The sequence below is a fragment of the Geminocystis sp. NIES-3708 genome, assembly GCF_001548095.1.
Classification (GTDB): Bacteria; Cyanobacteriota; Cyanobacteriia; order Cyanobacteriales; family Cyanobacteriaceae; genus Geminocystis.
Window position 1 is genome coordinate 2,471,704 of sequence record NZ_AP014815.1, and the last position, 26,937, is coordinate 2,498,640.

The following is a 26,937-nucleotide window of genomic DNA, read 5'->3' on the forward strand; positions in this document are numbered from 1 at the left end:
TAAGTAAGCTACAATAGAGATGACGGAGACAAAGTTTCCGTTCACTCCTCACACCATAACCCGCTCTTACATTGTAGGGGCGGATTTCTTTGTTTAATCATAAAAAGGTTTTTGAGTCAACCAATGTAAACTTATAGAAATAATTGAGAGCAACAGATCAAATATTTGCTATGGTAAAATCTGATAGTATTTTTAATGCAAATAATCTAGTTAAGGAATAAGCAAAATGTCAGAAGTGACAGAAGTCAAAGAAGCAGATTTTAAAGAAGTTGTTTTAGAAAGTGAACTTCCTGTATTGGTTGATTTTTGGGCGCCTTGGTGTGGCCCTTGTCGTATGGTTGCACCTGTCGTTGAAGAAATTGCTCAACAATATGAAGGTAAAGTCAAAGTTGTCAAACTCAACACTGATGAAAATCCTCAAATTGCTAGTCAGTATGGAATTCGTAGCATTCCGACTCTGATGGTTTTTAAAGATGGGCAAAAACAAGAAATGGTAGTCGGTGCAGTGCCTAAAACTACTCTTTCTAACACTTTAGAAAAACATCTTTAAAAGTTTATCTAAAACTTACTTTCTCCCACGTTATTATCTCGTGGGAATTTTTTTGATGGATAAGAAACTAATGTCTTTATCAATGTCTGGTGATAAAAAATATTTATATCAACAAAAAAATCTTCAACCTTTATTAAATGAATTACCTAATTATGATGGTAACAAATGGTTGAAAAAGTCTTTAAAAACTTTAGGAAAAATAGTAAAAAAAAATCAAATAGATGTTTTAGAGTGGAAAATTCTAACAGCTACTTTAAAAGATTTAGAAAAAGGATTTAGAATTTTTTCTGATTATCGTCACTATCGTAAAATTACTATTTTTGGTTCAGCAAGAACTCCTGTTGATACTTTAGAATATAACCTTGCAAAGGATTTTGCTAAAGAAGTTACCGAATTAGGTTTTATGGTTTTAACTGGTGCTGGTGGCGGAATTATGGCAGCAGGAAATGAAGGTGCAACATCCAAAAATTCTTTTGGTTTAAATATCAAATTACCTTTTGAACAATATGCTAATTCTTTTATTAAAGATGATTCTAAATTAATTAATTTTAAATATTTTTTTACTCGCAAATTGTTTTTCTTAAAAGAAAGCGATGCTATTGCACTTTTCCCTGGAGGATTCGGCACTCAAGATGAGGCTTTTGAAACTATAACTTTGTGTCAAACAGGCAGACAACCTCCTATTCCTTTGGTATTAATTGATAAACCTGATGGTAATTATTGGCAAAGTTGGCATAATTATATTTGTGATCATCTTTTAAAAGACGGTTATATTCAACCCGAAGATACAGCACTTTATACCATTACAGATAATGTAAATCATGCTTGTAAAGTTATTCAAGAGTTTTATCGAGTCTATCATTCTTGTCGCTATGTGAAAGATTTATTCGTTATGAGATTAAATTATGATTTAACTCCTAATCAAATTGAACAATTAAACGAAAATTTCAAAGATATATTAATGACAGGGAAAATAGAAAAAATGCCAACTCCAAAAAAAGATAAAAGAGAAATTCCCCATTTACCTAGTATTGGTTTTTATCTACAACCGAGAAAATTTAGTCGTCTTTATCAAATGATTAACCTAATCAATACTTTACCTTGTGAAGATTCGGCTTATTGTCCACCCCAATATCGTTAAACAATGAGGAATTAGAAATTTTGTTTTCTCTTTTCATTACTGATTACTCGTGATAGCCAATTGCTGTAAAATTAAAATGAAAATAATCGTAACCATTGAGGGAAAACGATGCAAACTATTGATAAACCTATAACTAATTCCGATAAAAATTTATTTGATGGTAGTATTCATAGACGTAAAACTCGCCCTGTAAAAATCGGAAATATTACAATTGGCGGTAATAATCCTGTTGTGGTGCAGTCAATGATTAATGAAGATACCCTCGACCTTGATGCTTCTGTTGCCGCTATTCGTCGTTTACATGAAATTGGTTGCGAAATTGTCAGGGTGACAGTGCCAAGTCTTGCCCATGCAAAAGCTGTAGGAGAAATTAAGGCTAAATTAATCAAAACTTATCAAGCAGTGCCATTAGTTGCTGATGTACATCATAACGGCATGAAAATTGCTCTTGAAGTAGCTAAACACGTTGATAAAGTACGTATTAATCCGGGTTTATACGTTTTTGAAAAACCAAAAAGCGATCGTATAGAGTATTCTGATACAGAATTTGAAGATATTGGTGATAAGATTAGAGAAACTCTTGAACCGTTAGTAATTTCCTTAAGAGATCAAGGAAAAGCTATGCGTATCGGTGTTAATCATGGCTCTTTAGCGGAAAGAATGCTATTCACTTATGGTGATACTCCTGAAGGAATGGTAGAGTCTGCCATCGAATTTATTAAGATTTGTGAGTCTTTAGATTTTCGTAACTTAATCATCTCCATGAAAGCCTCTCGTGTGCCTGTTATGTTATCTGCTTATCGCTTAATGGTAAAACGTATGGATGATTTGGGTATGGATTATCCTCTACATTTAGGCGTAACTGAAGCAGGAGATGGAGAATATGGCAGAATAAAATCTACCGCAGGAATTGGCACACTACTTGCAGATGGCATCGGCGATACTATTCGAGTTTCTTTAACCGAAGCCCCAGAAAAAGAAATTCCTGTCTGCTACAGTATCCTACAAGCACTAGGACTACGTAAAACTATGGTTGAGTATGTAGCTTGTCCTTCTTGTGGACGTACTTTGTTTAATCTCGAAGAAGTATTACATAAAGTCAGAGAAGCAACAAAACATTTAACTGGTTTAGATATAGCTGTAATGGGTTGTATTGTTAATGGGCCTGGTGAAATGGCTGACGCTGATTACGGTTATGTGGGTAAACAACCCGGTTTTATTTCCCTTTATCGTGGCAAGGAAGAAATTAAAAAAGTCCCAGAAACTGAAGGCGTTACAGAATTAATCAATTTAATTAAAGCTGACGGTAGATGGGTTGAGCCATAATTAAATAATTAGTAAGTAATAATCAATAAGTAATAAGTAAATTAGCTGAAAGGGCAACAAATCAATTACAATGCAGATTAAATAAAAAAATAGCTCTGATACCTTGAGGATAATAGCAGTATTTCTGAGGAAATAAAGAAGTTAACTCTGATAATTTTTCTTATAAAAAGCAAATTTCACTTAACCATTTTATTTCATTTAAACTAATCGAAAAATTACTCTGTCTTTTATATTTTCTTCCTTTTTCTGGCGGACGAACTATATATTCACTTATTCCTTTTCTTTTTATTTCTTCCCCTATAAATACTGAAAATATCTGTTTTTCTCCAGATTAGCATATTCAATCCTTTACTGAATCTTCTGTTTAGCTTCATTATCCTCCCTTTAGGTGTAAAGAGAAGATTTTCTGTTTAGTAATAAGAAATTTAAAATAGGTGCATGATTTATCATTTTTTTCTTTCTGTGAATTAAATTAATCACCAAAAATAAAGCTAAAAATTTGATAAGGTTTAATTGATTGATCTTGACTATTAATTTTATCTTCTAGTAAATTAACTCTGGTTTTTAAGGATAAATCTAAAAGACTTGTTATTGATAAATTAGTCGATTCTCCATGACATTCATAACCACGCAAAATAATATTATTAGGATTATTCTCGGTTATTTTTAACGCCATTAAAATTATGTTATTTTCTTTAATGTTAATTAACTCTGCATTAGGAGGTAAAACTGCTAATTTTGATTGATTTTTAGATAAGAATAAAACTTGTAAAGGAGTATTTAATTCATAGCCTTTTCTGACAGTTTTCGCCTTTTTCCAGTCAGATTTATGAGGATATAAACTATATGTAAATTCATGATAACCTTGATCTGATTTTTCATCGGGCCATTGTGGACTACGTAACAAGCTTAATCTTAATTGATTCGGCTTACTATCATAACCATATTTACAATTATTAAGTAAACTGACTCCATAATTATTATTACTTAAATCTGCCCATTGATGTCCACAAACTTCCCATTGTGCTTTTTCAGCTTCACTTTTAGGCTTTGTTGTACGTTTAATATTAGCACAAGCTATGTCATAAGTAACAAAATCACTTTCAATATTTAGAGAAAAGTTTACTTTTAATAAGGTATATTTTTCCTGCCAATTAACTTTATTTTTGATAGTTAATATTTGTGAATTAAAGTTTAAAATATAATCTTGAGTAAAGGTAGAAAAGTTAAAAAACTTTTCTATTCTGATTATTTGTCTTAATTCTCCTTTTTCTAACCATTTAATTGATGTTAAATTTGGATTTTCTAATCTATGATTTTCATAATTAGGATCTATATTCCAAGCATCCCAATATTGTCCTTGATCTTGAAATAATTGTAATTCATTACCATAACCTTCTATAATTTCTTGGTCATTAATTTTGTCATAAACACTAATTAAGTTACCCGTTTTTTCTTCGACAATAATTTTGACATAATCGTTTTCTAAAATAAATTCAGCTATGGTTACAAGATTTAAACCTGTGATTATTGTATTATCAGGCAATATGTCATTACTAATAGTTGCAGTATTTGTAAATTTATAATCTTTTATATTTGATGAACTTTCTTCTTGATTTAAGGGATTAACTATGACATTATTTGATGAATTGGGGATTAAATAATATGATTTATAACCAATGCTAGGAATATTTTCTGCTAAAAATAATAATTTGCCTTCGTGAGAAATTTGTGTTTTTAATGGTTTTTTTTCTTCATCAAAAATTTGATATTTATTGCCTTCTATTTCTAACTCAATAATTTCAGATCTTTGCCAATTTAAGGCATTAAAAATCACTAAAATTTTACTATCTTTTAAGGCTATTTTATCGAAATTTATATAAGATGTTATCGCATTCAAACTATCATTTAAAATAGATTGAGTATCGTTAATAATTTCTTGCCAAAGTTGATTCGCTTCAGTAAAAACAGGATTTATAGATGTACCGGGTAAAATGTCATGAAATTGATTTAATAATACTTTTTGCCAAATATTCTTAATTTTTTCTCTATAATTAGCTTTAACTTTAATATTAGACTCAAATTGATAATCTAAAGTTGTCGCAATAGTTGAAAATAACTCAGCCTGATAAAGTAATCTTTCTGAGTAACGATTAAATGATTTTTGATCTCCATGAGTGGTATAACAACCTCTATGTAATTCTAAATAAAGTTCACTATTCCAAATAGGTAAATTTGTTGGAGAAATAGAGCTAATTTTATCTAAATATTCTTCTGCAGTCGTAAAATTTATCTTTGGAAAAAAAGGAGAATTATTATAACGTTTTCCTACTTCTAACATATCACGAGTAGGACCTCCACCATGATCACCAACCCCCGGAAGCCAAAAAATATCTTTTAATCCCGTCTGATTTTCCCAATCAAGGCTATAGTTAGTCATGGTAATTGGATTGGTATCCATCACCCCCGCTACATTAGGAGGAGACATCGTTGAAAAAATACGACTACCATCGGGAGATTGCCACCAAAAACAACCATGAGGAAATTTCGTGGTATCATTCCAGTGCAATTTTCCTGTAACAAAATAATTAATTTCAGCCTGTTGTAAAATTTGTGGTAACTGCCAAGGAAAACCAAAAGTATCTGGCAACCATGCAACTTTATTATATTTACCAAATTTTTCTAAGAAATATTTTTGCCCATATAATAACTGCCTAACTAAAGACTCTCCACTAATTAAATTGACATCAGGTTCAACCCACATTCCTCCTAAAATTTCCCATCTATTATTACTAACTGCTTCTTGAATTTGATTGAATAATGGTAAATTATTATCTTCTATCCACTTATATAGATATGCTGTTGTATGTCCAAAAGTTAAATAAGAATATTTTTTTTGTAAGTTTAAAACCGAATTAAAAGTTCTTTGAGCTACTTGATAAGTTTCTTTAATTGTCCATAACCAAGCCATATCTAAATGAGCATGACCCAGTAAATAAAAATTACGTTCTTTGATATAATTAGATAAAGGTAAAAGTCGATTTCTTAGATTAGTTAATTCTTGGTTAAATAATGACTGGTTATGAATATTATTCCAATTAATATTTTTTGTTTCTTCTTCTAAAAAGGCTTGTTTTTCTGTATAAAATTTATTAATATATCGATCTAAAATAGTCAATTCATTAGCAACAAAGCTAGGATCAATATCATTATAATTATTTTCATAAAGACATTGAGAAGACATTAAACCACCAATATCATGACGAGGACTAATCAGACGTAAACTAATAATAAACTTTTGATTTTTTTGTGCTTTTTCTGTTAATAAAATACGACTAGAAGAATCAAATAAATCACCTTCACAAACTAACTTATCATTGATGAAAATTTGAGCTGATTCTGCCCACCATATTAAAGCGATTCTAACTGTTAAATCTTCTAAAGTATAACCATAGTTTAAAGTTTCGGGAATAATAATTTGTTGAGCAAACCATCTTATTTTATTTCCTTTTTCCCATACTAAATAATTTTTATCATTGACTCTTGCTTTTTGCCAATTTTTTTCTATGATTAAAGGAGCTTTATCTAAATTTTGATCGAGAAAAAACCAATTACTTTGTATATTTAATTCCGTTAATTTTCTCAAATTTATAATAGTCTCTTGTAAGTGCATAATAAAAAAAATTGCTCAATAATAATAAAAACTAAATTCTAAAACAAAAAAATCAATAAAATATTTCAATAAAAAAATTAGGACAATAAAGCTATCTTTTTTATTTATGAAGGTTTAACCGCTCCAATGCTAAAAAAACATTAATGGATAGAATTGATTATCAATTATCAATTGTGGATTATACTAAAGTCTATAAGTTTTAATACTTAATTTGTTGATTATATTAATTTAGCTAATTTTTGAGCCGATGATTCCGATTATTAGTAGTGTATTGATTGCCACGACTCCCCATCATATTGATACGTCTGAATTGACGGAAATTGATCATTCTCAATCATCTCTGGCTATAGTTGAAGATAATATTAATTCTGTAGATAATGAATCTTTCCGTAATTCTCCTTCTCATTCTGAGTCTATAACTCTAATTCCTTCAACCGAATCATCCCCTAAAAGTATAAAATTTACTTCCATTGATACAGAAAAAAAACTGGAAAGTTTACCCTCTACTATTACCATTTCTTCTAGCGAGAAAGAGATTCTTCCTCTAAATCAAGAAAAAAAACTGGAAAGTTTACCCTCTACTATTACCGTTTCTTCTAGCGAGAAAGAGATTCTTCCCCTAAATCAAGAAAAAAAACTGGAAAGTTTACCCTCTACTATTACCATTTCTTCTAGCGAGAAAGAGATTCTTCCTCTAAATCAAGAAAAAAAACTGGAAAGTTTACCTTCTCCTGTCTCAATCCCCGTAGAAAATCCTCCCCAACTTAGTGCCAATGATTTAGGAAAACCTCTGAGTTTAAAGCTAAATCAATCAAATTCTGAATTTATAGTAGATGAAAATTCTTCCTTAAAATTTAATATCAGCAAAAAATTAATTATTACTTCTCGTCAAGGAGAATCTCGTCAGTTTAATTATAATTTTAATTCATCTTCTTTTGAAATAGTCCAAGATACCGAAAATACTCCAAAAATCGGACAAAATAACCAAACAACAGAAACTAATACTAACCCTCCTAATGTAGTGGAAATTTTAGCTGATGAACAAGAATATTTGGATCAACAACAAATTATCAAAGCTAAAGGAAATGTAGTTATTCGCTTCTCTAATGGTATCTTAATTGCAGATGAAGTTTTAGTCAATTTAGTTGATCGAATAGCCGTGGCGGAAGGAAATGTCACCTTAAAAAGAGGAGATCAGTCTCTTAAAGGCGATCGTTTTGAGTACTACTTTGTGCAAGACAAAGGAATTATATTTAATGCTAACGGTGAAATTTATCAGCCAAGTCTTTCTCAAGATTTTCGAGGACAAACGGCGAATAATCCTCTCCCTCAAAACCCATTGAGTTGGCAGTTTGAAGCAAATCAACCCTTGAGAAGAGTCGTTTCTGCCGAAGGTGTGAGTTTTGCTGTGGGTAGCATCAGAGAATATTCTTTAGTGGGAAGAGGAGGCGGTAGTAATCCTGCGGCAATTGGTGGACAAGTGAATCGTTTTCGCTTTCAAGCTGAAAGAGTTGATTTTGATAGTGATAGTTGGAATGCGACTAATATTCGTATTACAAATGATCCTTTTTCTCCTCCAGAATTTGAAATTAGAGCAGATACTGCCAAATTAAAGAATATTTCGCCTTTTCAAGATGAATTAACCACTACTAAGTCACGTTTAGTGTTTGATCAACGTTTATCTATCCCTTTATTTCAAGATCGTTTAATTTTTGATCGCCGAAATCGTCGTCCAGGATTATTTTCCATCGGTTTTGACGGAGAAGATTTAGGAGGTTTATATATCGAGAGAGATTTTGAGCTTTATAGTGATCAAAAAACGATATTTACTCTTACTCCTCAAATTCTATTACAAAGAGCATTTTTCCCTGACTCCTTTGTTGATGATAATGCTATTAATCCTGATGATAATGGTGGTTTATTAAATCCCTCTAGTTTCGGTTTAGTGGCAAAATTGGTCAATGATTTTAGCGATCGCACAAATATTAATGCTATCATTAATTTTACTGGTTTAGACTTAGATAACATAGATAATAGACTTCGTGCCACTGTACAATTAAATCAAAAAGTAGGAGATCTAAATGCTCCTCATAATTTTAGTTTACAATACAACTACAGAGATCGACTCTTCAATGGTTCATTAGGATTTCAGACAGTACAACAAAGTTACGGATTAGTAGTAACATCACCCTATAATAGAATTGGTAAATCAGGATTTGGTTTTGTTTATCAAGGTTCAATACAAAATGTCACCGCAGATACTGATAGACAAGAATTATTGGGCAGCAATCCCCGAAATAATTTAGCCAACCTAACTCGTTTTCAAGGTGCAGGTATCTTAAACGGAAATATATTATTATGGAAAGGAAAATCTTTACCCGCAACCCCCGAAGAAGGCTTGAAATACACCGCCACTCCTGTTGCTCCTTACTTAAGTTTGAATACAGGATTAACAGGTGTTGCCAGTTATTACAGTAACGGTGAAACTCAACCAAACTTAACCGCAACCGTTGGTTTAGAAGGACAATTCGGACATTTTTCTAATCCTTTCTTTGATTATACAGGCTTTAATGTTAGTTATAGTCAGGGTATTAGAGGTAATCTATCGCCATTTTTCTTCGACCGTGCCGCCGATGATCAAGTGTTATCATTAGGACTAACTCAACAATTATATGGTCCTTTAAGGGCAGGATTACAGAGCTTTATTAACGTTAAAACCAATGAGGAAATAAGTACTGATTACTTTTTGGAATATAGTCGTCGTACTTATAATATTATTGTCCGTTATAATCCTGTTTTAGAAATTGGTTCAGTAAATTTACGTATTAGTGACTTTAACTGGGATGGTAACGCCGCACCTTTTGAAGGTACTGGTATTCGCCCTGTCGTTGATGGAGTAACTAGAGGAAATTAGCAATTAAGCGAATAGTAGGAAATGGCAATAAACTATCCAAACTAAATAAAATATTAGAATAAATTATAATAAAAATGAAACCCATTAATATCCTTTACTTCTCTGATGTTCTTTGTGTTTGGGCTTATGTTGCTCAGATTCGTTTAAATGAGTTGAAAATGACCTTTAAAGATGATATAAAGATTGAGCATCATTTCGTTCCTGTTTTTGGTGTGGCTATTGAAAATCTCGAAAATAGATGGCGAGATAAAGGTGGATTGGAAGCATACAATCATCATGTTCAAGAAATAGCTCAAAGATTCAACCATATCACTATTCATCCTGATATTTGGACAAAGGTTAAACCAGTATCTTCTACATCTTGTCATTTATTTCTTCATGGGATTCAGCTACTAGAAATAAAAGGAATTATAGAGAATGTATTTGAAAAAGCAATCTGGGCATTTCGAGAAGCATTTTTTACCCAACTGGCTAATATTAGCGATCGCAAAGTGCAATTCCAAATAGCGGAGGAGTTAAAAATACCTATTGGGTTTATCCAAGCTCAAATTGATAGTGGTGAAGCATATGCCCAACTATCAAAAGATTTTAATTTGGTAAAAGAGCATACGGTTACAGTTAGCCCCACCCTAATTTTTAATGAAGGACGACAGAGACTCAACGGTAATGTAGGTTATAGAGTAATTGAAGCCAATATAAATGAATTACTACACATTTCTCCTACCGAAGAAAATTGGTGTTAAGGATTGTGCAAATATTGAGAATTTTACTACCTGTCCACCTTGTCTTCATCATTTTTCCGTTGAACTCAGGTAAACTTAGATGCGTTTTAGCTTACCATCCTGATGATGATTAAATTCTGGAATAGTCCAATCTTGTCCTACTTGAATCGTTATATCGGAAGTTAATACTCCCGTGCTTTCTACGATAACTTCACCAACTCCTAAATCTGCTCTAATTTGAGCGGCGGAATAATTATCTCCTTGTTGTGCAACGATTTTAGTTTCTAATAAAGGTTGATTAGCAAATTGTTGGCTTAAAAATACTCGGTTATAACCCGTTTCTCGTAAATAATCGACTACTTTTTGAGCAGTTTCTTGATTATCTTTATTACTTTGTACTGCAATTTTTAATTTTGTGGGATCAGATTCATGGGAAGCAGTATAATAATCAGGCTCTATTTGAAAATGTTGAGCCATAATTTCAGAAATTTTTTCGTGATTAGGCAACCAATAACTTAATTCTCCTTCTTCTGGGGTATTAAAGTCTCCCGGTAACATAACCATATTAATATTAGACCTATTTTTTTGTCCTGTAAAACCAGCGATGGCAATTAATTCATTGGTGGTTAAATTTGTATCTAAATGAGCTCGAACGACAGAAAGAATATCAGGCATTCTTAAAATGGTTCTAGGATTTAAAGCTTGTTCAATTAATGCACGCATAAAAACTTGTTGTCGTTGAACTCTACCAATGTCACCATAAGCATCATAACGAAAACGTAAAAACTGAAGAGCTTTTGCACCGTCAAGATGTTGTTGTCCTTCTTTTAAATCAATGTATAAATGTTGACTATGATCAGTATATTTCATATTTTGAGGTACATAGAGATTGACACCACCTAAAGCATCAATAAATTTTTCTACCCCTTGAACATTAATGCGAATATATCGATCTATTTGTACATCATCTAATAAATTACTAACAGACTCAGCCGCTAAAGCAGGCCCTCCGTGAAAATTGGCATCATTAATTTTAGTAATTCCCCTACCTTCGACTAGAGTTTTAGTATCACGAGGAATTGATAAAACTGTAACATAATCTTTTTCAGGATCGAATCTGAGTAATAACATACTATCAGACAAACCTTCAAAAGAATTAACTAAGGCATGATAACCTACATCTGGAGTACTTTGATCGGGTACATCATCAGTAGTAACTTTAATACCCATAACAAGAATGTTAACTGGTCTGCTTAATTTTGGAATTTGTAAATTGTCAAAACTAACGGTTTCTTCTTGATTAAAAACTGCTTCTTCGGCGGGAGTCAATCTAGCTTGTCGTAAAGGGGTATTGGATAAAGATAATGCTAATATTGCCCCTACCGTGGCGGATAAAACAGCGATAGCACTTAATCCAAAACCAATTAATAACCAGTGAGGATTAGACTTAGAAACATTTTTAGAAGTCGATGTCGAAATTTTGGCAAACTGTTGACGATTAACAAACTTACCTTTACGGCTAAAATTTCCCTCTGACATTTAATCTCCCCACACACAAAGATGATGAATATTTAATAATAACTTAACAATCTTAACTTGATTTTGTGTTTATGACGAATTTTTAAGGATGATTATCTCTGTCATTAGTCTGACATCAATATCTATCATAACCCATAACTTTTACCCTCATCACAATACTTTTTCAGTAACAATTAAGTATTAACAGCACCTTCGATAGTTCTTAAAAAGAAATAAGTATTAACGTCATTTTTTAAACGATATAATTTGGCAGGACGTTTTGCATCTTGACGCATTTCTGTGGTTTCTTCTAAAATATCAGCTTTAGCTATACGACGCCGAAAAGATTTTGTTTCTAAACTATGATCGAGAATTATCTCATAAACTTTTTGTAAATCTCCTAAAGTAAACTTTTCAGCCATTAAATAGGAAGGTAAAGAAGTATATAAAACTTTATTACGTAAACGTTCGATAGCTTGACGTAAAATTTTACTATGATCGAAGGCTAATAATTCTTTTACTTGATTATTAATAATAGAAGACCATTTGATCTCATTAGCCCCTTTTCCGATGGCAAGTTTAATATTCTGATGGGGTAATAAAGCAAAATAAACGGTAGTTACAGACCATCCTCTTGGATCTCGTTGTTTATTGCCAATAGTGAAGCATTGCTCTAAATAGGGAGTTTTTACTCCTGTTTTCTCCTCTAATTTACGTTTAGCAGTATCTTCTAAAGTTTCATCATTTTCTAAATCGATAAAACCACCCACTAACGCCCATTGATTTTTGAAAGGGTAATTTGCCCGTTTTACAAGGAGAACTTGCAATTGTTGATCAAAAACTGTGAAAATTACAGTGTCAACAGAAGTGCTAGGACGATCAAAGATTTTAGGATTATAATGATCAAGAAAATCAGCTTCAGAATTATAGTGTGTTTCTGTTGTTGATGATGGATGATTTGTCATTGGTGAATTATTCATTCTTGATTAATACGTTGACGAATATCTGCAAGGCTATAGCTTTTAATTAGCTTACCATTCTCGAAAATAGTTTGTAATGCACCTTGTTGTTCTTCCTCAATAGTTTGTTGTTCATACAAAACGTAAGTATTATTTTCTTGCTCAACTCTGAGTAAACCTTTTGCTGATTTTTTTGTACCACTATCAGTTTTAGGATTTTTGAAAATATCTCGACGTTTATCATTTACCACACCGCTAGTAGCTTTCATGGCAAAACCAAAATTATCACGAGTAACATATTGATAAGTATATGAACCGATACCAAAAACTACATTTCCCGAAGCAAAGCCTTTGCTTTCCAGCTGTTTCAGGATATTATAAGCTCGATCAAGAGTTATAGAATCACCATAAATTAAGCCAATATGAGCATCCAAAATTTTATAGCCTTGAGGGGTGATATTACCCCCAAAAATCTCCCATAAACATTGCACTGCACCTTTATATTCAGGAGTATCTTGAGGATAACTAGAATCTCCACAAATTATTTTAACAGGATCTCCACTGTCAGGGCGCAAAACAAGTTTTCCATCTCGCCCTAAGATTTTCTCTTTGAGCATAACAGTATATTCGGTGATAACTTTCCAAAAATCCCAAGTATCAGAAACAATAGAAACAATACCTTTAGGGTATAAATCTTCAATGAGTCGGCGAAATGTCTCTAATTCTTCCTCTTGCATTCCCATTGCCATAACAGAATGTTCCGTTGCTGGTACTGAAGTACCTATTATTTCTTGATCTGCATTGGCATCATAATAATCTTCTAGTAAGTCGATGGCTAATACCGTATCCGTACCACAAAAAGAAGTTAAATGACCAGCACCGCTAATTATGGCATCTTGAATACCAGATAAACCTCGAAAAGAAAAATCATGACATTGAAAAGGAATAAAATCTAAAGGTGTTCCTGTTTTTATAGCATAATCTCTCATTAACTTTTTGTATTGAAAAGCAGTGGTTGCCGAAGTTATGGGTTTCCATAAATAGCAAGACATCACCGATTCTATGTAGTTAGTTAACCAGAAAAAATCAGGATGAGTATTTACTACCGTTAAAACTGGTATGCCAATGGGTACTAAACTTCCTTCTGGTAATGCTTTAATTTTAAGGGGTAAATAACCTAAATCATGAAGAGCTTCAATATGTTGCATGGAAATTGCACCGTTTCCTAAAGATTTATCCATGCGTCTTTGATAAGCAGAAATAACTTTATTTTTATCTACTTTGAAGAAATTTTCCTGCCAACAATCCATTAAATAATCTTTGATGAAATACTGTAAACCGAAAAAGATGACTTGAATATTATCTGAATCTAAAACTTTTGCTAAACGACTACTGCGAGGAGTAAAATTAGCATAAACTTCTGTTGTACCTTCAGGATATTGACGACGGTGATCTGTTTTATAAAAATCAATGGCATTAAGGGGATTTATTTTCATGGTTTTTTCCTAATATAATATTTTTGTAACAGTACCAATAGAAGATAGATGTAATATAAAAAATGGGAGTAAGAATTGATTAAAAATCACAATCAATATCTAATCTTTCGCCATTTGAGAATAATTAGAGAATATAGTCAGAAAACTACTATCTTGTTCTTCAAGAGATAACATAGTGTGATAACAATAAATTTGACTAAAATAAGGATGTAATGGTTTTAAACCTTTAGAAAAAATACCGTGAGTAACATAAAGAGCGATTTCTTGAGCTTCTTTTTTTTGAAGTACTTTTGCTAATTCAATAAAAGTTTTACCACCGTCACAAATATCGTCCACTATCAAAACTTTTCGTCTTTTGACATCATCATGAAAAGTAGTCGTCAGAATTTTACCTGTTTTGGTATCACGGATTTTACTTCCACAAAAAACATCTGATAAACCAAGACGTTTCGCCACTGCAAAGGTTTTCTTTTCTGCACCTGCATCTGGGGCAATTAATATCCAGTTATCTCTTAAAAGTTTCTCTTTCAAATAACTTTCATTTAAAATATCTGCTTGGGTGATAATTTGACAATTATTTAATAAAGCAGGAGTTACATCAGAATGAGGATCAATAATGATGATGCGATCGCATCTTAAACTATTAATCAAGTCCGCCATAACTTTTACACTTAGAGCTTCTCCTTGATTACAAACTCGATCTTGTCTAGCGTAAGGAAAATAAGGAATAATTAACTCAAGACTGACATCGGGTAAAATACGGCGAATAGCATCTACGGTAAGCAATAAAGCCATAATATCATTACTACTGTTTAAAACACCTTTAATCATAGTTTTTGGCGTAACTATTTCAGGTAATAAAGTAACATGACATTCTCCTGCAGGAAAATTAAAGGTTTTAATTTCTGAATTATTAACTAATATGGACATTTTTTAGCTTCTATTTTTTATATAGGCTTTGAGCCAATAAATATATAATGGCATAGAGACAGTTATAATGTCAAGGGGAAAATTAGAATTTGCTGAGTGTGGCTGTAAGGTTGAGATTAAGACTAAACAAATTAACCTTGACGTTGAAAACACTTTAGTAATTCAGTTCGATCAAGAAATAGATGATGACTAACTCTGGTTGATAGGCTGACAGGGAGATTTTATTTTTTGTCAGTTAATCAAATTATTAAAAAAATGCACAAACATTAGGAATTTTTCTACTTGTTTAAGTACTTATTCTGTATCGGCAATGGAAGACAAGGGGTTTAAACTCTTTGTTACCCATTGTTACCAAAGGCTTAGGAAAAATAAAATCCACAAATAATTATACTCATCTACTTACTTGTCTTGCTTTCATTCTTTTTCTTGGGCTTGAGATTCCACCTAAAAGTAAGCACTCTGGGCATAATTTTATTATTTAACTAATAATTTGTAATTAGCAATTCATTAATATTACCCCGTTGACTTCCCTTACTATTAATCATTCTAGTAGCGGAAACTCTATGTATATTAAATTGCTGATAAAGTTCATCAAAGAAATTATCTAATGGATTTTCATTTTTAGGATCTGAATTACTTAACATTAAATATATCTTGTAATTACAATTTAATTTTTTGTAAAATTCAGCTAATCGTTGTTGTTCAAAATCATTAAATACAGAAGTAGAATAAGATGTAAAATTAGATGTTTTATTTAAAGGACGATAAGGTGGATCTAAATACATAAAAGAATTATCTTTAATAGCATTAATACTCTGAGAAAAATCAGCTAATTCAATATCACTATTTTGCAATAAAGTAGAAACATTAATAAGGTTTTCTTGATCAAGAATAGTGGGGTTTTTATACTCTCCGTGAGGCACGTTAAACTCTCCACTTTTATTAGTTCTAAATAAACCATTAAAACAAGTTTTATTCATAAAGATTAACATTGCAGAACGTTTAATCCACCCATCCGAAAAATCAGTATAATTAAAATCTTTTCTATCTTGGTTATAAATTTCTCTAATTTGATAAAAAAATTCCTTTTGTTTTTCTAAATTTAAAGACTGATATTGTTCAGATAATTCAGCTATTTTTTCTATTAATAAATCCACTGACTTCTGAATCACTTTATAAGTTATAACAATTTCAGGATTAATATCCGATAAATAACTATATTTTAATTGATAGTTTTGCACTATATCAAAAAAAACCGCTCCTCCTCCAATAAATGGTTCAATATAACAAGAACACTGGTTTTTTTTCAAAGATTCAGGATAAAAATTTCTAATCGTATTTAATAACTGGTTTTTGCCTCCAGCCCATTTTAAAAAAGGTTTAGCTTTATTAATAACTGGTGTAGTTTTTTTCATTTCTTAATCTTATTTGTATTCCAGAATTTTTAATATTTTGATTACCGATTACCTGTTTTTTAATCTAATATTAGATAATTATTTGCTTACTTTACGGATAAATCAAAGGATAATTTTCTGGCGAGATATAAACCTCATCACAATTAGCTTTATAACGATATTCTTGCAATTCAAATTGGTTATTTTTCCATTGATACTTGGCAAAACTACCACAATCTCCTAAGCCTCTGGTTTTTGTTTCTAGGACTAAAATTTGAGTTAAAGGATCAAATTCTGTTGTACCAGTTAATGTATTAATATTAATTAATTTTAAATTATCAGTACTATTTTCAAAAGTATCAAAATTAATGACTTCTATTTTTTTTAAATTTTTATCCAATAAAAGGTATTGATAATTGCTTTGATATGCACCTAAAAAACATAAAATTTCAACTAAATATTGTTCATTGTTCAAAATTAATATATTAGCTGATTCTTTCGATAAATCTTTATCCTGCTGTTGATTACAAAGATTTATATTTGGTTGCTTATAAATAATTTCAAGAATTTCTTGTTTTTTTTCGATGGAAATAGATGTTAATTCTTTTGATTCTTTAACTTGTTTTTGACAACCAAAAATCAACAATAAAATTAACAAAGAAAATGCAACTTTTAGATTTATAAAAAATAATTTTGGTAATTTTAAAAAATACAATAGATTTATTGCCAAGACTTTTTACTTATTAATAGTAGCAATACTTAACATTCCTTTCCATAAATAGGGTAATCTGCCGACAAAATTAAATTGAATATCTGTAAATCCTTCTTCTTTCAATAATTCTGTTAAAGTTTTGACTGAGAAAAATTTTATATGTCCTCCATCCCACAAAACTGTAAAATGCTGATCTAATTTTCCTGACATAGCTAAAGCTAAATTTTTCCAATATCCATGATATGGAGTTGTAACTAAAAGTTTTCCTTGAGGTTTTAAACATATTTTTGCTGCTTCAATTAACTTTCGAGGAAAAAATAAATGCTCAATCACATCTGAAGAAATGATAATATCAAAAGCATTTTCTAATGACTGTTCTTTATATTTTAATTCATATACACTACCCACAAAAAAACTACAATTCGGGTAGTTTTGACTAGCTATTTTTACTCCTGATTCTGATTCTTCAATACCTGTAACATCGAATCCTTTTTCTGCAATCTTGGAAGTGAGAGAGCCATTTCCACAACCTAAATCCAAGACTTTTAATTTTTCCCCTCTGGGTGAAATAGGAGAGGGTAACATTGACAAGATTGCTGGAAGATAATAATTATGGGAATGAGAAGAATTCTCGCTTTTCCAACCATAATCAAATTCTTGATTCATATAAATTTCATGTTAATAATTTTCTCTATGGCAATATTAGCCTATATCATATAAGATTAGATCCAAAATCATTGAGGAAAAAAAGAATTGAGTCGTAACTATTTGTTTACGTCCGAGTCCGTTACAGAGGGGCATCCGGACAAAATTTGTGACCAAATCTCCGATACTATTTTAGATGCTTTATTAACTCAAGATCAATCTAGCCGAGTAGCCGCAGAAGTGGTTGTTAATACTGGTTTAGTTTTGATTACTGGAGAAATTTCATCTAATGCAAATGTGAATTATATTGATTTAGCTCGTAAAAAAATTGCTGATATTGGTTATACTGATGCAAATAACGGCTTCTCTGCGGAGAGTTGCTCGGTTTTAATCGCTTTAGATGAACAATCAGCAGATATTGCCCAAGGGGTGAATCAAGCTCAAGAACAACGAGAAAATCTTAGTGATGATGAACTTGATCAAATTGGGGCAGGAGATCAAGGAATTATGTTCGGTTTTGCTTGTAATGAAACTCCCGAATTAATGCCTTTACCCATTAGCTTGGCACATCGCATTGCTAGACGTTTATCCGTAGTCAGAAAATCAGGAGAATTACCTTATTTAGGTCCTGATGGTAAAACTCAAGTGACGATCGCCTATGAAAATGATAAACCCGTAGGAATTGATACTATTTTAATTTCTACTCAACATTCTGCTACCATTGGAAATATTACGGATAATAATGCTATTCAAGCAACTTTACGAGAAGCAATTCAAGAAGTAGTAGTTGATCCTGTATTTCATGATTTACAGATTAAACCAAATGCTCAAACCCGTTTCTTACTCAATCCTACTGGTAAATTTGTCATTGGTGGTCCTCAAGGAGATTCGGGCTTAACAGGACGTAAAATTATTATTGATACCTACGGCGGTTACTCACGTCATGGGGGCGGAGCTTTTTCTGGCAAAGATCCAACCAAAGTTGATCGCAGTGCATCTTATGCCGCTCGTTATGTTGCAAAAAATATTGTTGCGGCTGGTTTAGCTAGTAAGTGCGAAGTACAAGTGAGTTATGCTATTGGCGTAGCTCAACCTGTAAGTATTTTTATTGAAACTTTCGGAACATCTACTGTTCCTGAAGAGAAACTATTACCTTTAGTTAAAGCCCATTTTGACTTACGCCCAGCAGGTATTATTCAAATGTTTAACTTACGTTCTCTACCATCTCAACGAAATGGTCGTTTTTATCAAGATGTTGCCGCCTATGGTCATTTTGGACGTACTGACTTAGATTTACCTTGGGAAAGAACTGATAAAGCGGCTTTACTTTTGGATTCTATTAATAAAAATTTAGCGATCGCCTAAAATAAATAATGAGGAATGAGGGATTAGGAATAAAAAATTAACTTCTAGTCTTCTCCTCTCTTATCTCGGTTCAACAGAAGAAAAATGGTGAAGACAAGACAGGTGGACAAGGAGAAAAATTCTTAATATTTGTACATTTTTGGGATAATTTTATTCATTTACGGGAAACAATCTACCTGTCAGCCTGTCAACAAGAGTCCGTTCTCACCAATAATTTTATATCGAACTCGGGTTCTTCTAGTTTTCTCTTCTAGCTCCCCAGTCTTCCTTGATTACTTTTTCTGAATCACCAATTATAATGTATGATTAGATCATAGACGCAGTTTTTGAGTTTCATTCTAAATATAAAGAGAATATATAATTATTCTCAACATTATCCATGATACATAGGCACATAAGTCCAGATAGCGCACTTGGTTTAGTTTCCACATTCAGTTTTCCTGCCATTGTTGGTACGGCTGACATGATGCTTAAGTCAGCAGAAGTGTTGTTAGTGGGTTATGAAAAAATTGGTGCTGGTCATTGTACAGCCATTGTGAGGGGAAATATAGCTGATGTCCGTTTGGCTGTAGAAGAAGGAGCAAAAATGGCAGAACAAATAGGACAATTACATACGAAATTGGTAATTGCCCGTCCGATGCCCAACTTAGAAGCAATATTTCCTATTGGTAGTCGTTTAGTAGTAGAAGCACAACAAAAAAGAGGCTATAGTAAATTAAGTAATAGATCAATTGGTTTAATTGAAACTAAAGGATTTCCTGCCATGGTGGGTGCGGCAGATGCAATGCTCAAATCAGCCGATGTACAATTAGCTTCCTATGAAACCATTGGTGCAGGTTTATGTACTGCTATTATAAGAGGCTCGGTTGCTAATGTTGCCGTAGCTATCGAAGCGGGAATGGCGGAAGCCGAAAGAATTGGAGAATTAAATGCCGTGATGATTATTCCTCGTTTATTGGAAGATTTGGAACATACCTTACCTGTGGCTAATTATTGGTTAGATGAAAAATCGCAACAACAACCATTACCTACATTTACGACTCAACAACGTACTCAAAAACGTCGTAAATTAGTTGCTTTACCTGAGTTAGAAAAAGTACCTTTAACTTTTGAAACTAGAGAAAAAGTACAACAAAAAGCAGAATTAGAATCTATTTTAGAATTACCGCCTCAAACTGAAAATGATCAATCATAGATTTTGTCAAGACTTCAAACTCTCAATATAATATTTTTGAAAAATAATTAAGATTATTAACTTAGAAAAACAAATTTTAATAGTTATTAAATAATTGTGATAGAGTTTTCGACTCTGAACTAATATTAACTAAATTACTAAAAATAAATATTTTCTAGGTTTTTATGAACTTCAATGATCGTTGTTTTGCTCGTAAATTTACTGCTTTAAGTTTAAGTCTTCTGAGTTTAAATGCCTTGTACATTAAAAAAGTTTATTCTGCTGAGAATATTTTTGCAGTTTATACTCCTTTTATTGCTTCTTTACGGGTAAATTCCTTAGAACAATTTGCTAAAGATGGCACTGTTAATAAAAATTTAGGTTTTTATCTTAATTTAGCACGAGTTAATGAACAACAAACCGCCGAGTTTCGCAAAGCATTAACGACTCCTGTTATCGTTGATCCTGTGTTAATTTCTCGTATTTTAAACACTAACGAAGGAGAAAGATTACTTAACTATTTTGGTTCAGTTATTAATATTAGAGGAGGAAGAAATGGTAAATATGTTCTTAGAGGAGCATTAATTAAGGCGGCTTTAGAAAAAGATGGTTTAAGTTTAATTAATGTATTGCGTAATTTAGCCGTTGATATTCAAATTGATATACCTCAAGCGTTGAAATATACTGACCAAATTAACTTAGTGGTTCGAGGTAGCGAATTTTTTGCGAATGAAATAGTTAATCTAGCTATGGCAGAAACTGATTCTAATCCTTCCGTTGATTTTAATAAATTAACCGATATTCGACAGCTTGGACCAATGAGAGTGAGTAATACTACTTTAAATTTATTTGACTCTAGTAGAAATCGTCGGTTTTATGTGGAATTATATCAACCACAACAGTTAACTCCGAATAATCCTGTTATTATTTTCTCCCATGGCTTAAGTTCTCGCCCCGAAGATTTTAAGAGTATCGCCACACATTTAGCTTCTTACGGTTATGTAGTCGCAATGCCTCAACATCCGGGCAGTGATATTCGTCAAACAGAAGATTTTATAGCTGGGTTATCTCGGCAAATTTTCCTGTTGAATGAATTTACTGATCGACCTTTAGATATTACATTCTTATTAGATGAACTAACCCGTTTAAACTCTAGTCAATTTGGTGGTAATTTAAACCTCGAAAGTGTCGGTGTTGGAGGACATTCCTTTGGGGGTTATGGTGCTTTAGCCGTAGCAGGAGCCAAAATTGACTTTGAAAATCTCGAAAATAGCTGTAACCTTACTTTTGGAAATCTTAATACAGCATTATTATTACAATGTCGTGCTTTAAAATTACCCAGAAAAGATTATAATTTTCGAGATCCTAGAATTAAGGCCGTTTTTACGATGAATCCCGTAAATGCTTCTATTTTTGGAATAAATGGATTAAATGAAGTAAAAATACCTACATTTTTTGGGGCTGGAAGCTACGATCCAGCTACACCCTTTGTTTTTGAACAAGCCCGAACTTTTCCTTTTCTTAATAGCGAAAATACTTATTTTCAACTACAAGAAGGACAAGCCCATGTTGATTTTTCTCAACTAGATGCAGGTATTACAGATTTAGTAGAAACAGTTGGTAATTTAACTTTACCTTCACCTTACCTTTTAGAACAATATACTAATTCTATGGCGTTGGCTTTTTTCAAAGTACATTTAAACAGCGATGAAAATTACCGAGTATATTTGCAATCATCTTACGGGAAACATTTAAGTGAAGGAGAAGAATTTAAAACTCATATTATCACTCATAAGTCTGTTCCTGCTCTGCGACAAAAATTTGACCAATTTATACAAGATAATTCCGATCTTATTTTCGGCTCAATAATTCGTTAGTTAATTAGTTGAAGGGATACTATATAAGTATTTGTAGTTAGGAAAATTAAATAAATAAGACCAAACAGAAAATTTTTTATCTAATATGTATGGATAAAAGGAAATAATTTTTTATAATTAATTTTAATGACAATATGAATTAAGATTGAAACAAAAAACTTTCATTTAAAAAGAAAATCAATATTTTTTTATTAGAAAATTAAAATATAGCAAAACTATAATATTGACTATACCGTTAGGGTTTCATAATGTCCTAATGAAATCTTTCTCTACTATATAATTTTTGGGGTGTGCCCAGGGAATAGTTTATCTTACAATCCTAATCAGATTTACTTTCCCTAAATACTATCATATATAATGAATATTTAATGATTTGATTAAGAAAAGCTTTTAACAATGAAATTATATATTAGTTATGGTAATCAAGATTCTAATCAATGGGAAATACTCACAGAATTTAACCTTCAATCATTATCTAATCAAAATTTTATTTCTATAGTAAAAGAAGAAATATTAGTTTTAAATTCTCAGATTATTATTTTACCTAATGATGAAAAATTAGAAATTACAGTATCTTATGCAAAGGCAAATCGAGGCATAAGTCTTTGTGTTATAAGTAATAATAAAACTTTAATTTATGTTGGTGGTTTTAAATCTTGTGAAACAGGTTATGATCCTAGTATTATATTCTTAACTCCTAAAGGATTACATTTATCTTTAATGGTGGGAAATTAAAAAATTAGAATAACAATAATAAATTGAAAAGATGGATAATTCAAAATTTTCAATAATATTAACGTACTTTCAAAATCATAGTTTATTTTTAATTATTTGGGTAACTTCTTTATTAATTACAATTGGAATTGCTTTCATTTTTAAAATTAATAATCATACAACTATTAATCAAATATTATCTATTAAAAAAAATTCTAAAAAAAAGACTTTAGATTTTTTACTAATTGTAAGTTTTTATATATTTATTATCGCTTATATTTATTTAATGCTTTATGGCGAAGATTTTGGTTATCATGACAATAATCAATTTACCTTTTTCACCCTTCAAAATCGCTTTTTTGATATGCCAATTTGGCCTAATGCTGGAAGATTTTGGCCTTTAGGGCTTCAAGAATATAATTTAATTAGTCTTATCAGTAAAACTCCCATTGCTTATCAATCTTTTTCCGTTTTACAATTACTTATTATCATTTATCTTTGTTTATCAATTTTATCTAATTTCAATTTATTAAATAAACTTTTTATTACTACTATTATTATTACTTCTTCAACCTTTGTTATTTCTTTTTTTGGTTTAATTTTTCCAGAAAGAAATCTTATTTTTTGGTTGGCTATTTTTATTTTTTGTTTACTTAAAAATCAAATTAATAATTCATTTATTTACATATCTGGAATTTTTATTTCCGCTCAATTTTTACTTTATTATAAAGAGCCTAGTTTTTTATTTATCATGGGATTTTGTCTTGCTCATTTATTCTTAAAAACACTTCAAAATAAGCTTTTAGGTAAAAAAATAAATAAAATCTCAAGTTATATTTCAGAAAACTGGATTGATTTTGGCTTAATATTATTATCTTTAGTTTTTTTCTTTTTATATATATTCTATATTTACGGAAAAGTGGAGATTTCTTATACAGAAGAAAGACAAGAAGTTAATATATTATCTACTTTTACTAGTTATATTAAAGTTAACCCTATATTATTAATTTTTGTTTTATTTTTACCTTTACGAATAGTAGGAGTATGTTTAGGAAAATATAAAATTAACTTAATATGGGATTCTTTAGCAATAGGAAATTTATTATATTTTTTAGCATATTTAAAACTAAATATGTTTAGATGGTATTATACAGCACCTTTTGATTTTGTTGCCCTTTTATACTTAGTTAATATAATTTCTGAAGTTTTTATCAAAACAGAAAAAAATAAATACAAATTACCTATTTGTATCAGTCTATTATTTTTAATTTTTATAACCAATTTACACTATTCTTCTTACGCAATTTTAGCTAGAAAAAAAGAAATAGAATCAAGAGTACAAACTACTAATTTTCTAAGAAATAATATAAAAAATAATATGAATACTAATTTATTTTTTCCAGCGAATGAATCTTATTATATTATGGAATTTGCGTCATTTCTAAATTATAAAAATTTTCCTATTTTGTCCAAGAATAATGAAGAAGATAAAAATCATTTTGAACAACAGGCTAATTACTTAATAATGAAAGCCTCGAATAATTTTACTGACAATTTATGTATGTCTTTTCGTCCTTTTAAATGCTTTGAATCCAAACAAGTAAATAAAAATGACTTCATCACTTTTTTACCAGAAACTGTTATGTTATTTTCTGCTGATTTTGATCAATCTATTCCTATTAATATAATAAATAAATATCAACAAAAATCAAAAATAATATTTCACTATCAACCTCAATTTAAAGGCATTGAAAGTGTCCTATATTTTTTGACAAAAAATAAAATTAATGAAAAATGGCTAAACGTTTATATTTTTACTGATTTTAATGATTCTCAACATAATATAAACTCTGAAATAATACCTAATAAATAAATTTTGCTGCCGCATTAACTAATTCATCAGCTACTTTAATTGAATAAGGTTTAATTAACCACCAAATAAAAGGAGATAGCCAACCTCGCAGAGTGATGGAATAAGAAATATAACTACCGCATAAAGTAGATTCTATTTGATACGTGATACGTTGTTCAATACCCGGAATTGCCAATAGACGAATACTTAATAATTCTCTAGGTTTAACATTTTCCACAAATACTCGAATGGGAATAGGAGTTAGACGAGTCACTACTTGAAAAATTAACCCTGGTTTTGGAATTAAACCTTTAGGTAAATCTGTTTGAGAGAAAAGAGGATGCCATGACATATCTGCTAAGTTGATTAATTTTCGCCAGACAATATCAACAGGTACAGTTGTAACTACCCGATAAGTTTTATAAAGGGAAAATTGACATAATAATTTGCCACCTTCCGCCAATAATTTAAAAGAGAAATTCAATATCATGATATTTACTAACTACTTGCTGTTGCTGACTAACGATAATTTAAGAAAATGTAAAATTGAGAATAAAAACTTTGGATTTTCTTTACTTACAACAATTTTAAACTACTATTCTATTTATATATTTTGTTGATATATAGCAGTCCTAAATGATTTGTGTCAAAATAAATCTCGAAAATCTGGAGACAAGTGGTTTAAACCCTTTATTCTATAGTGATTATATAATTTATTGTTACTTTTAAATATTTGACAACTGATTTAGGATTGCGATAATTATTAATTATTAATTATTAATTTCTAATTCTTCATTTCTTATTCTTAATTTTTGACTGTTGCAAAATATTAAGATCTAATAATAATCATAGTCTAATGATGCTCTCACAGTTTAGATTGGTAAATTGTAAGTTATTTTAATAAATATTTATAAAAACATGGCTACCACAGAAGCAACTCCTAAAACTTCTCTTCCTCCCGAAGATGCTAAAGCTAGAGTTAGTCAATTTATGCAGACTCTTCAAGATGAAATTTGTACGGGTTTGGAAACATTAGACGGTAAAGGTAAATTTAAAGAAGATAGTTGGCAAAGAGAAGAAGGAGGCGGTGGACGATCCAGAGTCCTCACTGATGGTAATATATTTGAACAGGGTGGCGTAAACTTTTCGGAAGTTTGGGGCAATCATTTACCTCCTAGCATTTTACAGCAACGTCCCGAAGCTGAAGGACATTCTTTTTATGCTACTGGTACTTCGATGGTATTGCATCCAAAAAATCCTTATATACCTACTGTACATCTTAATTATCGCTATTTTGAAGCAGGTCCAGTATGGTGGTTTGGTGGTGGTGCAGATTTAACGCCTTATTATCCTTTTGCTGAAGACGCCCATCATTTTCACTCTACTTTCAAAAAAACTTGTGATCAACATCATCCTGAATATTATCCTGTATTTAAGCGTTGGTGTGATGAATATTTTTATTTGAAACATCGTAACGAAACTAGAGGAATTGGCGGATTGTTTTTTGATTATCAAGATGGTACTGATCCCCTTTATCGTGGTCCTCATAAAGATAAAGATGCAGCTATTTATAGCCGTTCTTTACCCCCTCAAAATCATCGAACATGGGAGGACTTATTTGCTTTTATTCAAGACTGTGGTCGGACTTTTTTACCAGCTTACGTTCCTATTGCACAAAAACGTCAAAATACTGAATATGGCGATCGCCAACGGAACTTTCAATTATATAGAAGAGGACGTTATGTAGAATTTAACTTAGTTTATGACAGAGGTACTATTTTTGGATTACAAACTAACGGTAGAACTGAGTCTATTTTAATGTCATTACCTCCTCTTGTGCGTTGGGAATACGGCTATCAACCAGAGCCAAATACCCCAGAGGCTCAACTTTATGACGTATTTTTAAAACCCCAAAATTGGGCAGATTGGAGTAAATAATTAATAATTAACAATTAACAATTAATTTTCTATTCAA

At 31.1% G+C, this 26,937-nt stretch carries 20 protein-coding genes; 11 read left to right on the forward strand and 9 right to left on the reverse strand.

Translation table 11 applies throughout. The features are described from left to right. Positions 1 to 226 precede the first annotated feature (226 nt). The 3 genes from trxA (at position 227) to ispG (ending at position 3,017) form a co-directional block, all read left to right on the forward strand. Positions 227 to 550, forward strand: coding sequence for a thioredoxin (gene trxA / locus GM3708_RS10930; protein ID WP_066346726.1), 324 nt, complete (start codon positions 227 to 229; stop codon positions 548 to 550). A 55-nt stretch (positions 551 to 605) separates the two neighbouring features. After that, positions 606 to 1,691 carry an LOG family protein gene (locus GM3708_RS10935; protein ID WP_396229632.1) on the forward strand — a complete coding sequence of 362 codons (1,086 nt, stop codon included), beginning with the start codon at positions 606 to 608 and terminating at the stop codon, positions 1,689 to 1,691. A gap of 108 nt (positions 1,692 to 1,799) precedes the next feature. Then, positions 1,800 to 3,017, forward strand: coding sequence for a (E)-4-hydroxy-3-methylbut-2-enyl-diphosphate synthase (ispG, locus tag GM3708_RS10940; protein WP_066346731.1), 1,218 nt, complete (start codon positions 1,800 to 1,802; stop codon positions 3,015 to 3,017). A 472-nt stretch (positions 3,018 to 3,489) separates the two neighbouring features. Here the strand turns inward: ispG and GM3708_RS10945 are convergent, their stop codons facing one another. Next, positions 3,490 to 6,690: an alpha-mannosidase gene (locus tag GM3708_RS10945; protein WP_066346734.1), complete on the reverse strand. Its 3,201-nt coding sequence runs from the start codon at positions 6,688 to 6,690 to the stop codon at positions 3,490 to 3,492. 247 nt (positions 6,691 to 6,937) lie between these two features. Here GM3708_RS10945 and GM3708_RS10950 point away from each other — a divergent pair, with 247 nt between their 5' ends. Both GM3708_RS10950 and GM3708_RS10955 read left to right on the forward strand, forming a co-directional pair. Beyond that, entirely contained in the window at positions 6,938 to 9,604 is a 2,667-nt protein-coding gene (locus GM3708_RS10950) for a DUF3769 domain-containing protein (RefSeq protein WP_066346736.1), read from the forward strand. Positions 9,605 to 9,678: 74 nt separating this feature from the next. After that, on the forward strand, positions 9,679 to 10,347 hold the full coding sequence (locus GM3708_RS10955; protein ID WP_066346738.1) for a DsbA family protein: 669 nt from the start codon (positions 9,679 to 9,681) through the stop codon (positions 10,345 to 10,347). A 75-nt stretch (positions 10,348 to 10,422) separates the two neighbouring features. Here the strand turns inward: GM3708_RS10955 and GM3708_RS10960 are convergent, their stop codons facing one another. The 7 genes from GM3708_RS10960 to GM3708_RS10990 form a co-directional block, all read right to left on the reverse strand. Further along, the gene (locus tag GM3708_RS10960; RefSeq protein WP_066346740.1) at positions 10,423 to 11,865 is read right to left on the reverse strand and encodes an LCP family protein; all 1,443 of its coding nucleotides are present in this window, start codon (positions 11,863 to 11,865) and stop codon (positions 10,423 to 10,425) included. 173 nt (positions 11,866 to 12,038) lie between these two features. Beyond that, a complete protein-coding gene (locus tag GM3708_RS10965; protein WP_197671657.1) occupies positions 12,039 to 12,824 on the reverse strand; it encodes an NrtR DNA-binding winged helix domain-containing protein in 786 nt (261 codons plus the stop codon). Continuing rightward, the gene (locus GM3708_RS10970) at positions 12,821 to 14,299 is read right to left on the reverse strand and encodes a nicotinate phosphoribosyltransferase (protein ID WP_066346742.1); all 1,479 of its coding nucleotides are present in this window, start codon (positions 14,297 to 14,299) and stop codon (positions 12,821 to 12,823) included. Before GM3708_RS10970 ends, GM3708_RS10965 begins: the two co-directional genes overlap by 4 nt. A 99-nt stretch (positions 14,300 to 14,398) precedes the next feature. Next, on the reverse strand, positions 14,399 to 15,229 hold the full coding sequence (gene prs, locus GM3708_RS10975; protein WP_066346744.1) for a ribose-phosphate diphosphokinase: 831 nt from the start codon (positions 15,227 to 15,229) through the stop codon (positions 14,399 to 14,401). Positions 15,230 to 15,711: 482 nt separating this feature from the next. Further along, positions 15,712 to 16,644 carry a DNA adenine methylase gene (locus GM3708_RS10980; RefSeq protein WP_066346746.1) on the reverse strand — a complete coding sequence of 311 codons (933 nt, stop codon included), beginning with the start codon at positions 16,642 to 16,644 and terminating at the stop codon, positions 15,712 to 15,714. 91 nt (positions 16,645 to 16,735) lie between these two features. Continuing rightward, positions 16,736 to 17,281 (reverse strand): DUF1176 domain-containing protein, encoded by a 546-nt coding sequence (locus GM3708_RS10985; RefSeq protein ID WP_231932913.1) that lies wholly within the window; start codon positions 17,279 to 17,281, stop codon positions 16,736 to 16,738. 78 nt (positions 17,282 to 17,359) lie between these two features. Beyond that, the gene (locus GM3708_RS10990; RefSeq protein WP_144439310.1) at positions 17,360 to 18,001 is read right to left on the reverse strand and encodes a bifunctional 2-polyprenyl-6-hydroxyphenol methylase/3-demethylubiquinol 3-O-methyltransferase UbiG; all 642 of its coding nucleotides are present in this window, start codon (positions 17,999 to 18,001) and stop codon (positions 17,360 to 17,362) included. Positions 18,002 to 18,088: 87 nt separating this feature from the next. Between GM3708_RS10990 and metK the strand changes: the two genes are divergently transcribed. From metK to GM3708_RS11015, 5 genes are all read left to right on the forward strand, one after another. Beyond that, positions 18,089 to 19,345 (forward strand): methionine adenosyltransferase, encoded by a 1,257-nt coding sequence (gene metK, locus GM3708_RS10995; RefSeq protein ID WP_066346764.1) that lies wholly within the window; start codon positions 18,089 to 18,091, stop codon positions 19,343 to 19,345. 379 nt (positions 19,346 to 19,724) lie between these two features. After that, positions 19,725 to 20,540, forward strand: coding sequence for a carbon dioxide-concentrating mechanism protein (locus GM3708_RS11000; RefSeq protein ID WP_066346766.1), 816 nt, complete (start codon positions 19,725 to 19,727; stop codon positions 20,538 to 20,540). A 164-nt stretch (positions 20,541 to 20,704) separates the two neighbouring features. Continuing rightward, complete coding sequence (locus tag GM3708_RS11005; protein ID WP_066346769.1) at positions 20,705 to 22,396, forward strand: alpha/beta hydrolase; 1,692 nt, start codon at positions 20,705 to 20,707, stop codon at positions 22,394 to 22,396. A 396-nt stretch (positions 22,397 to 22,792) separates the two neighbouring features. Then, a complete protein-coding gene (locus GM3708_RS11010; protein WP_066346771.1) occupies positions 22,793 to 23,131 on the forward strand; it encodes a hypothetical protein in 339 nt (112 codons plus the stop codon). Positions 23,132 to 23,396: 265 nt separating this feature from the next. Then, positions 23,397 to 24,983 carry a hypothetical protein gene (locus tag GM3708_RS11015; RefSeq protein WP_144439311.1) on the forward strand — a complete coding sequence of 529 codons (1,587 nt, stop codon included), beginning with the start codon at positions 23,397 to 23,399 and terminating at the stop codon, positions 24,981 to 24,983. Here the strand turns inward: GM3708_RS11015 and GM3708_RS11020 are convergent. Beyond that, complete coding sequence (locus tag GM3708_RS11020; RefSeq protein WP_066346777.1) at positions 24,973 to 25,452, reverse strand: polyketide cyclase / dehydrase and lipid transport; 480 nt, start codon at positions 25,450 to 25,452, stop codon at positions 24,973 to 24,975. The two genes, GM3708_RS11015 and GM3708_RS11020, sit on opposite strands and share 11 nt — an antisense overlap. Before the next feature lie 428 nt (positions 25,453 to 25,880). Between GM3708_RS11020 and hemF the strand changes: the two genes are divergently transcribed. Beyond that, positions 25,881 to 26,900 (forward strand): oxygen-dependent coproporphyrinogen oxidase, encoded by a 1,020-nt coding sequence (gene hemF, locus GM3708_RS11025; RefSeq protein WP_066346779.1) that lies wholly within the window; start codon positions 25,881 to 25,883, stop codon positions 26,898 to 26,900. Positions 26,901 to 26,937: the final 37 nt, after the last annotated feature.

Bases quoted from the DNA above. Each gene is read 5' to 3' on its own strand.
- GM3708_RS11000 (WP_066346766.1), top strand. From the start codon at position 19,725: ATGATACATAGGCACATAAGTCCAGATAGCGCACTTGGTTTAGTTTCC.
- GM3708_RS10935 (WP_396229632.1), top strand. From the start codon at position 606: ATGGATAAGAAACTAATGTCTTTATCAATGTCTGGTGATAAAAAATAT.
- GM3708_RS10945 (WP_066346734.1), bottom strand. From the start codon at position 6,690: ATGCACTTACAAGAGACTATTATAAATTTGAGAAAATTAACGGAATTA.
- GM3708_RS11010 (WP_066346771.1), top strand. From the start codon at position 22,793: ATGAAATTATATATTAGTTATGGTAATCAAGATTCTAATCAATGGGAA.
- GM3708_RS11020 (WP_066346777.1), bottom strand. From the start codon at position 25,452: ATGATATTGAATTTCTCTTTTAAATTATTGGCGGAAGGTGGCAAATTA.
- GM3708_RS10955 (WP_066346738.1), top strand. From the start codon at position 9,679: ATGAAACCCATTAATATCCTTTACTTCTCTGATGTTCTTTGTGTTTGG.
- GM3708_RS11015 (WP_144439311.1), top strand. From the start codon at position 23,397: ATGCTTTATGGCGAAGATTTTGGTTATCATGACAATAATCAATTTACC.
- prs (WP_066346744.1), bottom strand. From the start codon at position 15,229: ATGTCCATATTAGTTAATAATTCAGAAATTAAAACCTTTAATTTTCCT.
- trxA (WP_066346726.1), top strand. From the start codon at position 227: ATGTCAGAAGTGACAGAAGTCAAAGAAGCAGATTTTAAAGAAGTTGTT.
- GM3708_RS10990 (WP_144439310.1), bottom strand. From the start codon at position 18,001: ATGAATCAAGAATTTGATTATGGTTGGAAAAGCGAGAATTCTTCTCAT.
- GM3708_RS11005 (WP_066346769.1), top strand. From the start codon at position 20,705: ATGAACTTCAATGATCGTTGTTTTGCTCGTAAATTTACTGCTTTAAGT.
- GM3708_RS10960 (WP_066346740.1), bottom strand. From the start codon at position 11,865: ATGTCAGAGGGAAATTTTAGCCGTAAAGGTAAGTTTGTTAATCGTCAA.
- GM3708_RS10980 (WP_066346746.1), bottom strand. From the start codon at position 16,644: ATGAAAAAAACTACACCAGTTATTAATAAAGCTAAACCTTTTTTAAAA.
- GM3708_RS10970 (WP_066346742.1), bottom strand. From the start codon at position 14,299: ATGAAAATAAATCCCCTTAATGCCATTGATTTTTATAAAACAGATCAC.
- ispG (WP_066346731.1), top strand. From the start codon at position 1,800: ATGCAAACTATTGATAAACCTATAACTAATTCCGATAAAAATTTATTT.
- hemF (WP_066346779.1), top strand. From the start codon at position 25,881: ATGGCTACCACAGAAGCAACTCCTAAAACTTCTCTTCCTCCCGAAGAT.
- GM3708_RS10965 (WP_197671657.1), bottom strand. From the start codon at position 12,824: ATGAATAATTCACCAATGACAAATCATCCATCATCAACAACAGAAACA.
- GM3708_RS10950 (WP_066346736.1), top strand. From the start codon at position 6,938: ATGATTCCGATTATTAGTAGTGTATTGATTGCCACGACTCCCCATCAT.